Source organism: Haliea atlantica, assembly GCF_054779855.1.
Window position 1 is genome coordinate 91,539 of the sequence record NZ_BAAGXL010000003.1, and the last position, 12,926, is coordinate 104,464.

A 12,926-nucleotide genomic window follows, 5' to 3' on the forward strand; every position below is an offset into this window, starting at 1 on the left:
AGTCTGGACAGTCGACAGGCGGCGTGCAATCCACGGGAGGATCATGAAACTGCACATCATCACCACCGGCGGCACCATCGACAAGATCTACTTCGACGCCAAGAGCGACTACCAGGTCGGCGAGCCGGTGATTGGCGAGCTGCTGCAACGCATGGGGGTTGGCTTTCCCTTTACGGTGGAGTCCGCCATGCGCAAGGACAGCCTGGATATGGATGACGCGGACCGCGCGCTGATTCGCCGGCTGGCAGAGGCCTGCGACGAGCGCTGCGTGCTGATTACCCACGGCACCGATGGCATGGTGGCCACCGCGCGGGCACTCGCCGGTCTCCCCGACAAGTGCATCGTCCTCACCGGCGCCCTGCAGCCCGCGGCCTTTGCCGACAGCGACGCCATCTTCAATATCGGCTGCGCCATCGGCGCGGTGCAGAGCCGGCCGCCGGGGGTCTACATCGCCATGAATGGCCTGGTCTTCGAGGCTCACCGGGTGGTCAAGAACCTCGCCGCCAACCGCTTCGAAGCCACCGGCTGAGGCGACTGCGTGTTGCTGCGCCATCCCCCCGGAGACGGCGACGCCCTGCGCGAGGACATGCGCCTGCGCTACCGGGCCAGTGAAACGGCGGTACTGGATAGCCTCCTGCCCCACGCCACCTTCAGTGCCGCCTGCCGCAGTCGCGCCTGGGCCCGCGCCCGGGCACTGGTGGAGGCCGTGCGCGCCACCCGCCACCAGCAGAGCGGCATCGATGCGCTGTTGCAGGAATACGCCCTGTCCACCGAGGAAGGCGTGGTGTTGATGTGCCTGGCGGAGGCCTTGCTGCGGGTCCCCGATCCCCACACCACCGACCGCCTGATCCGCGACAAGCTGGCCGCGGGGGACTGGAGTGCGCACCTGGGCAACAGCGACTCCCTGTTTGTCAATGCCTCCGCCTGGGGCCTGCTGCTGAGCGGCCACCTGGTGGACTACAACGACGCCGACAACCCGCGCCGCCTGGGCCTGCTCAAGCGCACCCTCGGCCGGCTGGGCGAGCCGGTCATCCGCGCCGCGGTGCGCCAGGCCATGCAGATCATGGGCGAGCAGTTTGTCATGGGCGACAGCATCGACGCGGCCCTGTCACGGGCGCGAGCGAGCGAAGCCCGGGGCTACCGCTACTCCTACGACATGCTCGGGGAAGCGGCGCGCACCGGGGCGGACGCCGAGCGCTATTTCCGCAGCTACCGGTCGGCCATCGCCGCGATTGCCGCGGTGTCGGCGGGACGGGGGCCTATCGACAGCCCGGGCATTTCCGTCAAACTGTCGGCACTGCACCCCCGCTACGAGGAGGCCCAGCGCGAGCGCGTCATGCTGGAACTGCTGCCACGCTTGCGCGAACTGGCACTGGCGGCAGCGGAGGCGGATATCGGCCTGACCATCGATGCCGAGGAAGCGGGCCGGCTGGAGCTCTCCCTCGACCTGATCAGCGCCCTCTGCCACGACCCCGCCCTCGGGGACTGGCAGGGCCTGGGCCTGGCGGTCCAGGCCTACCAGAAACGCGCCCTGTGGCTGGTCGACTGGATTGTGGCCCTGGCCGACCACAGTGGGCGGCGGCTGATGGTGCGCCTGGTCAAGGGCGCCTACTGGGACAGCGAGATCAAGCAGGCCCAGGTCGAAGGGCTGGCGGATTACCCGGTGTTTACCCGCAAGGCCGCGACCGACATTTCCTACCAGGCTTGCGCCGCCCGCTTGCTGGCCGCCCGCGACCGCGTCTATCCCCAGTTTGCCACCCACAACGCCTATACCGTGGCGACCCTGCTGGAGCTCGACGAAAGCCGCGAGGGCTACGAGTTCCAGCGCCTGCACGGGATGGGCGAGTCGCTCTACGCGGCAGTCCTGGCCGACGAGCCGGTCGCCTGCCGCATCTACGCACCCGTGGGCGTTCACGCCGACCTGCTGGCCTACCTGGTGCGGCGGCTGCTGGAAAACGGGGCCAACACCTCCTTCGTCAATCATATCTACGACGACAATGTGCCGGTCGAGCGACTGCTCGAGGACCCGGTGGATCTCGCCCGCGACTGGCAGCAGGCGCGCCACCCGCAGATTCCCTTGCCCCCGGCGCTCTACGGCTCTGCGCGAGCGAATGCCCGTGGCCTGGACCTGACGGATCCCCTGGAACAGCGACGCCTGCGGCCCGCGCTGATGGCCGCCGATGCCGCACTGCCCCTGCACTACCCGGGGCCGGGACGCGCCTGCGTCGCCCGCGACCCGGCCACCGGCGAGGTCATCGGGCAGTTTTCCCTCGCCGATGCCGCGGCGGCGGAGGCCGCCCTGGCCCGTGCGACTGCCGCCCTCCCTGCCTGGTCCGCTGCACCGGCGAGGGAACGCGCCGCCTGCCTGCGGCGCCTGGCCACGCGCCTGGAGGACGCGGCACCATCGCTGATGACCCTGTGCTGTCGGGAGGCGGGCAAGACCCTGCCGGACGCCCTGGCGGAGGTGCGCGAAGCGGTGGACTTTCTGCGCTACTACGCCCTGCAGGCGGAAGCCCTCGAGGGGGAAAAGCCCCGCGGCGAAGCCCTCGGGGTGGTACTCTGCATCAGCCCCTGGAACTTCCCCCTGGCCATCTTCCTCGGCCAGCTGAGTGCCGCGGTGGCCACGGGCAACACGGTCATTGCCAAGCCGGCGGAACAGACCAGCCTGCTCGCCCTGCGTACCGGCGAACTGCTGCGGGCGTCGGGTTTCCCCGAGGGGGTGATCAACATCCTGCCCGGCGAGGGCCGCGCCATCGGTGAACAGCTGTTGCCCGATCCGCGCATCCGCGGCGTGCTGTTTACCGGCTCCACGGCCACGGCCCACCGCATCAACCGCTGCCTGGCGGCGCGTCCGGACGCGCCGGTGCCGCTGATTGCCGAGACCGGCGGCCAGAACTGCATGATTGTGGACTCCACGGCCTTGCCCGAGCAGGTGGTACGGGATGTCCTGGCGTCCGGTTTCCAGAGCGCCGGACAGCGCTGCTCGGCACTGCGGGTACTCTACCTGCAGGAGGATGTCGCCGACCGCATCATCCACATGCTGGTAGGCGCCATGCGCGAGCTGCGACTGGACTCCCCCGCCTGGCTGAGCAGTGACCTGGGGCCGGTGATCGACCGCGCCGCCCACGAGCGCCTGTGGGAGCATGTGCACTATCTGGACGCCACGGCGCGCTTGCTCTACGCCTGTGAGGCGGACCCGTCTGCGGGCCCCCTGGGCTTTCCCCCCCGGCTCTACGAAATTCCGCGGCTGTCACTGCTGCAGGGGGAAGTGTTCGGGCCCATCGTTCACGTCATCCGCTATCGCGCGGAAAACCTGGATGCGGTACTGGCGGACATCAACAACAGCGGCTTCGGCCTCACCTTTGGCATGCACAGCCGCATCGAGCGCAGCTGTCAGCGCGCCGCCGCCCGCGTGGCCGCCGGCAACATCTATGTCAATCGCAACATGATCGGGGCGGTTGTCGGCGTACAGCCCTTTGGCGGTCGCGGCCTGTCCGGGACCGGTCCCAAGGCCGGCGGCCCCAACTACCTGCGGCGACTGCGGCGGGCGCCGGCGCCGACTGTGGTAGCGGGCAGCGCTGCGCTGCCTGCCGGCGGCGAGCGTGAACGTCTGTTCGAGGCGGTCTCCCGGTCCGCCGCCGCGACCTGGTCGGGGCGTCTCCTGGAGGAGCGCCTTCTCTGCCTGCGGCGACTGGTGGCAATCCTGGCCGGGCAATCCCCCTCACTCACCGGGGTAGCGGAAGCGGCTGGCCCTGGTCCCCTCGATCTGCAGGGTGACCGGTCCCTGGAGCGGATACTCCGCCTGCTGCGCCGGGCCCGGGAGCAGCTGTCCGCTCCACTGACCCTGCCCGGCCCCACCGGTGAGTCGAATACCCTGCGGTACGAGCCCCGCGGTCTGCTGCTGTTGGTGGCGGACACGCCGGACCCGGAGGGCGAGGCGCTGCTGGCCCTGGTCAGTTGCCTGGCGGGGGGCAATTCCGTGCTGCTGGCGGCGGACGACGCGCAGCGTGCGCGCTGGCAGCAGCGCCTGGACGCGGCCAGCGAGGCGGGCCTGCCCGCGGCTGCGGCCCAGCTTTTGCCCCTGGCGGCGCTGGGCGACAGCCTCCTGCTGCCGGAACTGGCCGGCGTGTGGATTGCCGCGGACAGCCCCCGCCGGGCCGCGGTGGCGTCCCGATTGGCCGAGCGACAGCAGGAGGGAGTCGCAGAGGCCGGCGCGGGCGGCCCCGGGCACCCAGGACCACTGCTGCCACTGTTCTGTGGCCTGCTGGCGGAGGATCTGCTGACACTGAGCCTGCATGAGAAGGCGGTCAGCACGGATACCACCGCCGCCGGCGGCAATGCCTCCCTGATGACCTTGACCGAGAGCTAACTGGAGGCCGGGCGGTCATTTTCCCTGCCACTCGCGCCCGTCGCTTCGGCATCCCCGTCGTCCTCGGCGACAGCCGCGCGCGGGGGCAGGATCAGCGAGGCCGGGCGCTCCCGCACGGCCCGCCACAGGGCGCGCGCCAGGGCCGGGAAGCGGCTGATACGGGTGTCCCGGGAGCGTAGGGCCACCGCCAGGGCGAGGGAAAAACTCACCCACAGGTTAATGGCGGCAATCAGCAGTACGAAAAGACAACCCAGCAACCAGGCGCCGGGACCGGGCCAGAGCGTGCCCGCGCTCATGCCGAGTTCCGCCGAGGAGAAGGCCACGTGGCGGATATCCAGGGGCAGCCCGAGCCAGCCGCCCAGGTAGGCGGTGCTGCCGAGCAGGCAGCCAAACACGAAATTGCTGGCGAGGGCGCCGTAGTTCTCGGCCAGGTAGTGGGCCACCCGCTTGCGCAGGCCGACCGGCAGCCAGGGGCGCAGCAGGGGGTGATGCTGCAGGCGCGACTCCAGTTCCACCCGGGCACTGCGGTTGTCGACATAGCCCGCCACCAGCCCGGAGACAAACAGCCACAGGCCGGCGATGGCCGCATGCACCACCGCCAGGCTCTGCCAGGGCTGCAGGCGGTACCAGAGATAGGCCGGCTCCTCGCCCTGGAGCAGGTTGTCACCCTGCCAGGCGGGCCAGTACCAGGCGGCCAGCCCGGCCAGCCCCATGGCCACCAGCACGTTGCCGGCAATGGCGATGAACTGGGAGCGCGACACCTGCAGCAAGAGCTCTGCCAGGCGCGATTCCCGGGCCCGGCCATACTCGCCCTGCTCCACCGCATTGGCGAAGCTCGCCGCGGTCATCGCCGGCTGCTTGGTAGCCACGGTGCCGCCGATCACGTGGATCAGCATGAAGCCAAGGCCGTAGTTGAGACAGACCAGCAGGGCTTCCAGCTCGGCCCCCAGGCCCTGGCGCAGGATCTGGATCTTGAGCAGGGCCATAGCGGCGATAATCACCCCGCCCAGCGCGGCCGAGGCGAACATGCGGCCGTATTCCGCCCAGGTCTCGGTAATGTAGTGCTCGCCGTGGTGGCTGGCGTTGTGGGTCACGCTGCGCGCCAGCAGGCGGCTGTTCTGGCGCCACAGGGCACCCAGGCTGTTGCGCTCGCCGGTGGCACGGACCAGGGTTTTCAACAGGCGCGCCGCACTCTCGGTGCGCTGGCCCGGCTCCGTGTAGCCACAGATGTCGAGCAGCAGCTCGATACGGGCCAGGGTCTGGTCCAGGCGTTCCAGCAGGTGCGTCAGCGCCACGCTGGAGCCCTTTACCACCATGCGCTTGCGCAGGCGCGCCAGGCCTTCCCGGCATTGCCCGAGCAAGACCCGGGCGTGGTCATCGTCGAGGCGATCACCCTCCTCCTGCAGCCACTGCTCATGCGCACGCAGGATGACGGCAAGCTCCCGCTGCTGGGCCACGAAGGCCGAATCCCGGGTGACCACACGGGCATCCAGGCGCAGGATTTCCGGTTCCAGCTCCTCCGCGGCCACCCAGATCGAGAGCATTTCCACCGCATACAGGAGGTCGCCGTGCAATTTGCGGCGCAGGCTCGGCCACTGATCGGGATCGCTCACCCAGAGGCAGGAGAGGAAATGCACCCAGGATTCGTCGGGAATGGCGCTGACCCAGGCAGTATCTGACTGGTGGTCGAAAAGCCGCGCCAGAACGTCCCGGATGTTGTCCATGGCCAGGGGCGCGGGGTTGAGGCGCTCATAGAGGCGGTCGGCGAACTCGCGACGGAAGCCGCGGCGCGACAGGATGCCGAGGGAGGTGAGCGCCTGGAACGGGGTGGCTTCCAGCAGCCAGTCCTGCAGGCACTTGGCCAGGCGAGCATGGCAGACCGGGTTCGACTCCAGGGCCTGCTGCAGCTCGATCATGCGGGCGATCACCCGCGCCGACTGCTCGCCCGCCGGACGCAGCCAGTCGACCACCTCGACCAGCAGCGGCACCGCCTCCAGCGGCTGCTCCTCGTCCGCCAGGCGCTGCAGCAGGTCGTCGGGGCCGGTCATCGCCCCGCCCGCTGGCTGGTCGCAGGGCGCGGGGGCATCAAGGCAGGATCTCGATCGGCGTTCCCAGTGGCACCGCCTGCCAGATCTCGTCCATGGCCTCGTTGCTCACGGCAATGCAGCCGTTGGTCCAGTTGAACAGCTGGGCGGTTTCCGCCTCCCATTCGGCGTCCGCCGGCTGGCCGTGAATCATGATATTGCCACCGGGGTCCACGCCCAGCTCCCGGGCTCGGGCGCGATCCTCCCGGTTGGGGTAGGAAATGCGTATCGACTTGTAATAGCGGCTGTCGGCATTCTTGAAATCCAGGGTGTAGCGTCCTTCCGGGGTGCGCTCGTCCCCCTCGCGTTCCTTGTGGCCCCAGGGCACCGGCCCAAAGGCGACGGTGTAGGTGCGCAGGGCCTCGCCGCCCCGCTTGAGGTAGAGCTTGCGTTCGGACTTGATCACCACCACCTGGTCCACCAGGGGCAGCAGTGTGGGGCTGAAATCGGCTCTCGGCACGGCAAACGCCACGCAGGAGGCCGCCAGGGAGAGAAAAAATACACAAAGTCGCTGTAACTGCATAGACGCCAGTAGTCGGAACCCCGGGAGAGTGGTAGTTTATTCCAGTCCTGTGTGCCCGGCCAAGCCGGGGCAGCGGGATGGTTTGCCAACCAGATTCACCACGCAAGTGGTCACACTGTCACGACAGGATCGTACGAACAAGGAGTTTCACCATGAAGTCAACGCTGATCAAAGCCGCTTCCATTGCCGCATTCACCGTGCTGGCCACTGGCTGCGCCAGCACGTCCTCTGTGGACGAAGTCCGCGCCATTGCCGAGGCTGCTCAGCGTTCTGCTGACGAAGCCAAGCAGTCTGCTGCCAGCGCCGAGCGCACCGCCGCCGACGCCAAGCGCACTGCCGAAGAAGCCAAGCGCGCTGCCGACGAGGCCAACACCAAGATCGACCGCGCTTTCAAGCAATCCATGCAGAAGTAATCGGTGTCACGCCGCGGGCCCTAGTGGCCCGCGGTTTTTTGTGCGGCGTGTTGAACGGCACTTTCACCCTCGCCCGCCATTGACCACACCGACCCCACCGGAACCGGCAGCCCGCTGGATTTCCGCAAAGCTTCCTCTGCCTGTTCCCAGGAAATACTCACATTCTCGCGGCCACTGACGGCCCCCATCAGCGCTTCCCGCAGCTGCGCGACGCGAGCTTCCCAGTCCGTCTCGCCACCCTCCAGGGGCTTGTGAGACTCGACGTAAAGCACCCCGTCCGACCAGCCCGCCTTCACCGGTTGATTGACAATGCTCACCTGGCTGCCCACCGGGACTCGCCCGAAAATGGATTCGATGTCTTCGGGGTACATGCGCACACAGCCGTTGGTCACCTGCATGCCCAGGCCCAGGGGATTGTTGGTGCCGTGGATCAGGTAGGCCGGCAGCCCGAGGTAGATGGCGTGGCGGCCGAGGGGATTGGCGGGGCCGGGGGGAACGACCTTGGACAGGCTATGCCCCCGGGCCGCGTGATCGCGCCGTATCGACTCCGGCGGGTACCAGGTCGGGTCCTTGGCCTTGCGCGTCACCCGGGTGGTCGCCTGGGGTGTCTCCCGGCCATCGCGGCCGATACTCACCGAATACACGCCGACATGGTCGGGGCGCTCGGGGTTGTTCTCGTAGTGGTACAGACGCAGCTCGGCGATATTGACCACGATACCCTCGCGGGGCGCCTCCGGCAGCAGATGCCGGGTGGGCAGCACCACCGGCGTGCCCTCCCCGGGCAGCCAGGCATCCACCTCCGGGTTGGCCGCGCGCAGGGCTTCGTAGCCCGTGCGGTACTTGCGCGCGAGGGCCACCAGGGTGTCCTCTTCGCGGGTCACCGTCTCCGCCAGCTCACCGACCAGCGCTTCATTCGGCGCCGGCAGGGGGTAGATGCCGCTGGCGGCAAACAGTGGGCCCGCCACCAGGGCGGAAAAAAGGAACAGGAAATAGCGTTTCATGACAGTCCGTGCGCGGGGTGTTGGAAGGTGCCCATGATACTCTGTGGCCGGGACCGGGCAACGCGGTCGTCCGCCTCAGGAACCGGTATTAGTACCGAGTCCGGCGAGCCGGGCCGCCGGGCAGTTGAGATAATCGGATGCCGCCAGCCAGTCGGGGTCGGGATACCAGGAGAATAAAAACTGTCCATCCTTGAGCGAGTCAACTACCTGATCGGCGACCTGCCGGGGTACCGCGGGACAGCCCAGGGAACGGCCGATGCGCCCCTGGCGGTCAATCCAGTCGGGGGCGACGTAATCGGCACCGTGAATCACGATGGCCCGCTGCCGGGCGGCATCGTTGATGCCCGGCTCCAGGCCGTCCATGCGCAGGGAGTAGCCATGCTTGCCAACGTAGCTCTCCGCCGTGCGGAACAGGCCGATACTGGATTGGTGACTGCCCTCGACATTGGAGAAACGGGTGGCGCGATTGCCCCCCGAGCCCTGTCCGTGGGCCACCAGCTCCCGCAGCAGCAGACGCTGCTCCGCGAGGTCGAAAATCCACAGGCGGGGTTGGCTGGAGGGCAGGGAAAAATCGATCACAGCCAGGGTTCGCGCCGGCTCCAGGCCTCCTGCCTCGGCGCAGCGGACCGCGGCCAGGGCGCGCTTGAGCACCGGACCGGACAGACCCGGCGCCTCCAGCGCGAGGGCCCGGGCGAGGCGCAGGTCGACAGCCCCTGCCGGCTGCGCCAGGAAGGCCAGAAACAACAACACGATCGAGGCGCGCCACAGGGGGCCCGGCGAGGCTTGGTACATGGTCTGTCCCGAGGGGTTTGTCGCAGTGTAACCCAGCCCCGGGGGGCTGGCCAAGCCCGCCCCGGCGCGCGTCTGGCGCACCTGCTGGTGCTCTGCCTCCTGCTCGGGCCGGTGCTGCCTGTCGGCGCCGCACCGCCACTGCGCGATGCCCTGCTGCAAGAGCCGGCCGGGCCTGAGCAGGTCGGCGCCGACCGCGGTGTGCGTTACCTCCCGCCGGCGCTGCTGCGCGATTTCTATGCGCAGCGCGACTGGCAGCCGCTCTGGGACAGTGCCGAGCGCCGCAGGGCTCTCGCCGAGGCCCTGGCGTCGCTGGCGGACGACGGGCTGGATCCCCGGGATTACCCCCTGCCGACAGCGTCCGAGTCCGGCAGCTGTGCGGAGCTGCGCCTGAGCCACAGCTGGGCGCTGGCGGTGTGGCACCTGCTGCGCGGCCGCCTGGTGCGCAATGCCCACGAGCCCCTGTGGCAGGCCCCGCAAACCCGGCCCAGTACAGACGCCGGCGTCCAACTGCTGGCCCTGCTGGCTGCCCACAGCAGCCAGCCCGCAGCGGCCGTGGCGGCCGCGAGCCCGGCGCTGCCCGCCTACAGCGCCCTGCGGGACACCCTGGCAGGGCTGCCTGCGCATCCCGAGGGCTGGACGGCCCTGGCCCCGGGTAAGCTGCTGCATCCCGGCGACCGCGACCCGAGGGTCACCGCCCTGCGGCAACAGCTCTACCACTACGGCGATCTCGCAGCCGGCGGCACGCCCCCCGACAGCATGCGCTACGACGCCGCCCTGGTCGCGGCACTGCGTCGTTTTCAATACCGCCACGGCCTGGCCGCCGACGGCGTTCTCGGCCCCCGCACCCTCGCGGCCCTCAACCAGTCACCGCAGACCCGCCGGGAACGCCTCGCGGTCAACCTGGAGCGCTGGCGCTGGCGGCGCGCGGAGCCCTTCCCCGACGGGGTTCTGGTCGACATTGCCGGGGCGCGCATTGAGCTCCGACAGGGCGGGCGCCCCCGCTGGCGGGCGCGCACCCAGGTGGGCACGCCCCAGCGCCCCACACCGCTCCTGCGTTCGGCGATCAAGCGGCTGACGGTCAACCCGCCCTGGGTCGTCCCCCCGACCATCCTGCGCCGCGACACGCTGCCGGCCCTGCGCGCGGATCCGGACTACCTGACCGCCCATGCCATGGAGGTGCTGGACCTGTCCGGCCGTGTGCTCGACCCGGCCACGGTCGACTGGGCGCGACCCGGCGGCATCATGCTGCGGCAGCGCCCGGGTCCGAGCAACCCCCTGGGGCGGGTCGCCCTGCGCTTTCCCAACCCCTTCAGTGTCTACCTCCACGACACCCCGAACCAGAGACTGTTCAGCGGTGCCCACCGCAGTCACAGCTCCGGTTGCGTGCGGGTGGAGGATGCCCTGACCCTGGCGCACTACCTGGTCGAGACAGGACAGGGGGAAGCCGGCAGTCTGCACAGCGCCCTGGAGAGCGCGCGGACACGGGAGCTGCAACTTTCCCGGGAGGTGCCGATTCTGCTGGATTACTGGACCGCGGATGTGGATGATGACGGGCGCGTGATCCTGCGCCCGGATCTCTACGGGCGCGACCCGGCCCTGGCCGCCGCGCTGAGCAGGCCATTGCCGGTGTCGCCGCTGCCGGGCTGCCGGACACCGCTGGACTAAGACAGACAAGGAAGCCCCATGCAGCTGAACCCCGACTTCTCCCCCGAGCAGCGCCAGAGCCTCGAGTCTCTGGTCGACAGCCTGCGGGAAACCCTGCGCCTGAGCGTCAGCCTGAACAGCGACCCCGCCACCCTGGAGCAGCTGAACACGCAGCTGCGGGCCTTGAATGAGGCCCTGCGCCCCCACGCCGGCCAGCGCGCGCTGGAGCACTTCAATGCCAGCCCCGGCGAGGACCTCGCGGCGATCCTGCCCTGCTCGCCGGTGACCGGGCGCTATCACCCCATGGCGCCACCGTTTCAGATACGCCGGGAGGCGCAACAGGTGGTTGGGGAGGTCACCCTGAACGAGGTCTACGAAGGTCCCCAGGGGCATGTACACGGCGCCTGGGTGGCTGCCATCTATGACCAGCTGCTGGCCATGGCCTGTGTCAGCAACGGCACCGCCGGTCCCACCGCAAACCTGTCGGTCGACTACCTGAAGCCCACCCCGCTAAACCGGCCACTGCGCTTTGAGGCCAGCGTCGACAGCGCCGATGAACGCAAGATCTTCGCCAGTGGTCGCTGCTATAGTGATGGCGAGCTGGTGAGTCGCTGCGAGGGGCTGTTTATCCGCTTTATTCCCCGACAGTAGATCGCGCCGGGACCACAGGGCAGCCCGCAGGTTCTGGCGGCTCCGCGACGACAGCCCCACTTTGCTTACAGGACTATAGCCATGCAAATCGTGATCGTAGGCGGTGGCGCCGGTGGACTGGAACTGGCAACCCGGCTGGGAAGGAAACTGGGCCGCAAGCACAAGGCGGAGGTGGTGCTGATCGATCGCAACCACACCCACGTGTGGAAACCCCTGCTGCACGAGGTGGCCTCGGGCTCCCTCGACGCCGACCTCGACGCGGTGACCTACCGCGCCCACGGTCACAAGCACGGTTTCGAGTTCGAGCTGGGCACCCTCTGCGGCATTGATCGCGGGCGCAAGGTGGTGGAGCTGGCCGCGCTGCTGGACGATGATGGTCGGGAAATCCTGCCGGCGCGGGAGCGTCCCTACGACACGCTGGTGCTGGCGATCGGCTCGGTGTCCAACGATTTCAATGTCGCCGGTGTCAGCGAACACTGTATTTTCCTGGACTCCCCGGCCCAGGCCCATCGCTTCCACCGGCGCCTGGTAGACGGCTTCATCCGCCTCAACCAGGCCCTGAAGAGCGGCGACAGGGACAGTAAACTGCGCGTCGCCATCATCGGCGGCGGCGCCACCGGGGTTGAACTGTCCGCGGAGCTGTACAAGGCACGGGAGTGGTTTTCGACCTACGGCCTGACTGCCATCACGCCCCAGCACCTCGAGGTGACCCTGGTCGAAGCCGGCCCGCGACTGCTGCCAGCCTTGAGCGAGCGCATTTCCAGCGGCGCCCGGGAAGAACTGGAGAAACTCGGCGTGCGGGTGATGGTCCACACCGCGGTGGTCTCGGCGAGTCCCCAGGGACTGCAGACCCGGGACGGCAACGCGATTCCCGCCGATCTGATGGTCTGGGCCGCCGGGGTCAAAGCCCCCGACTTCCTGCGGGCCATCGATGGCCTGGAGACCAACCGCGCCAACCAGCTGTTGGTGGAACCCACCCTGCAGCTCAAGGGCGACGCTGCCATATACGCCATCGGCGACTGCGCCGGCTGCCCGCTGACAAGGCCGGACGGCAGCGAGGGCTGGGTGCCGCCGCGCGCCCAGTCCGCGCACCAGATGGCCAGCGCCGTGGCGCAGAATATCCTCGCCGCCAGTCGCGGCAAGCCCCTCCAGCCCTTCCGCTACAAGGACCTGGGCTCGCTGGTGTCATTGAGCGAATACACGGCCTTCGGCCGACTGATGGGTGGCCTGGCGCGGGGCGGCATCAGCCTGGAGGGCAAGATCGCCCGGCTCGCCTACGTCTCCCTCTACCGGATGCACCTGGCGGCGATTCACGGCTGGCCGCGGGCCCTGTTGCTGGCGCTGACCGAGAAGATCAATCACTTTGTGCGACCGCGCTTCAAGTTACATTGATAGCGGCAGCCACCCCGACGACAAACACCGCCCCGCCTGCGCGGGGCTCGATCGAGC

The 12,926-nt window shown here is 68.9% G+C and carries 10 protein-coding genes; 6 read left to right on the forward strand and 4 right to left on the reverse strand.

Annotation, left to right across the window (positions count from 1 at the left end; all coding sequences use genetic code 11):
* The first annotated feature begins 43 nt into the window (after positions 1–43).
* A complete protein-coding gene (locus ACYVGS_RS00490) occupies positions 44–529 on the forward strand; it encodes an asparaginase domain-containing protein (protein WP_460586663.1) in 486 nt (161 codons plus the stop codon).
* Between the two features lie 9 nt (positions 530–538).
* On the forward strand, positions 539–4,369 hold the full coding sequence (putA, locus tag ACYVGS_RS00495; RefSeq protein WP_460586664.1) for a bifunctional proline dehydrogenase/L-glutamate gamma-semialdehyde dehydrogenase PutA: 3,831 nt from the start codon (positions 539–541) through the stop codon (positions 4,367–4,369).
* On the opposite strand, the gene ACYVGS_RS00500 is transcribed toward putA, so the two are convergent.
* Together ACYVGS_RS00500 and ACYVGS_RS00505 are read right to left on the reverse strand one after the other, a co-directional pair.
* Entirely contained in the window at positions 4,366–6,417 is a 2,052-nt protein-coding gene (locus ACYVGS_RS00500; RefSeq protein WP_460586665.1) for a site-specific recombinase, read from the reverse strand. The two genes, putA and ACYVGS_RS00500, sit on opposite strands and share 4 nt — an antisense overlap.
* A gap of 37 nt (positions 6,418–6,454) precedes the next feature.
* Entirely contained in the window at positions 6,455–6,913 is a 459-nt protein-coding gene (locus ACYVGS_RS00505) for a L,D-transpeptidase family protein (RefSeq protein ID WP_460586666.1), read from the reverse strand.
* A gap of 215 nt (positions 6,914–7,128) precedes the next feature.
* Between ACYVGS_RS00505 and ACYVGS_RS00510 the strand changes: the two genes are divergently transcribed.
* Positions 7,129–7,389, forward strand: coding sequence for an Lpp/OprI family alanine-zipper lipoprotein (locus tag ACYVGS_RS00510; RefSeq protein WP_460586667.1), 261 nt, complete (start codon positions 7,129–7,131; stop codon positions 7,387–7,389).
* Between the two features lie 20 nt (positions 7,390–7,409).
* Here the strand turns inward: ACYVGS_RS00510 and ACYVGS_RS00515 are convergent, their stop codons facing one another.
* Together ACYVGS_RS00515 and ACYVGS_RS00520 are read right to left on the reverse strand one after the other, a co-directional pair.
* Positions 7,410–8,390: a L,D-transpeptidase family protein gene (locus tag ACYVGS_RS00515; RefSeq protein ID WP_460586668.1), complete on the reverse strand. Its 981-nt coding sequence runs from the start codon at positions 8,388–8,390 to the stop codon at positions 7,410–7,412.
* Between the two features lie 75 nt (positions 8,391–8,465).
* Entirely contained in the window at positions 8,466–9,182 is a 717-nt protein-coding gene (locus tag ACYVGS_RS00520) for a murein L,D-transpeptidase catalytic domain family protein (protein WP_460586669.1), read from the reverse strand.
* An 87-nt stretch (positions 9,183–9,269) separates the two neighbouring features.
* Between ACYVGS_RS00520 and ACYVGS_RS00525 the strand changes: the two genes are divergently transcribed.
* The 3 genes from ACYVGS_RS00525 to ACYVGS_RS00535 all read left to right on the forward strand — a co-directional run bounded on the left by ACYVGS_RS00525 (position 9,270) and on the right by ACYVGS_RS00535 (position 12,869).
* Positions 9,270–10,847: a L,D-transpeptidase family protein gene (locus tag ACYVGS_RS00525; protein WP_460586670.1), complete on the forward strand. Its 1,578-nt coding sequence runs from the start codon at positions 9,270–9,272 to the stop codon at positions 10,845–10,847.
* Positions 10,848–10,865: 18 nt separating this feature from the next.
* A complete protein-coding gene (locus tag ACYVGS_RS00530; RefSeq protein ID WP_460586671.1) occupies positions 10,866–11,477 on the forward strand; it encodes a PaaI family thioesterase in 612 nt (203 codons plus the stop codon).
* A gap of 81 nt (positions 11,478–11,558) precedes the next feature.
* Entirely contained in the window at positions 11,559–12,869 is a 1,311-nt protein-coding gene (locus ACYVGS_RS00535; RefSeq protein ID WP_460586672.1) for an NAD(P)/FAD-dependent oxidoreductase, read from the forward strand.
* Positions 12,870–12,926: the final 57 nt, after the last annotated feature.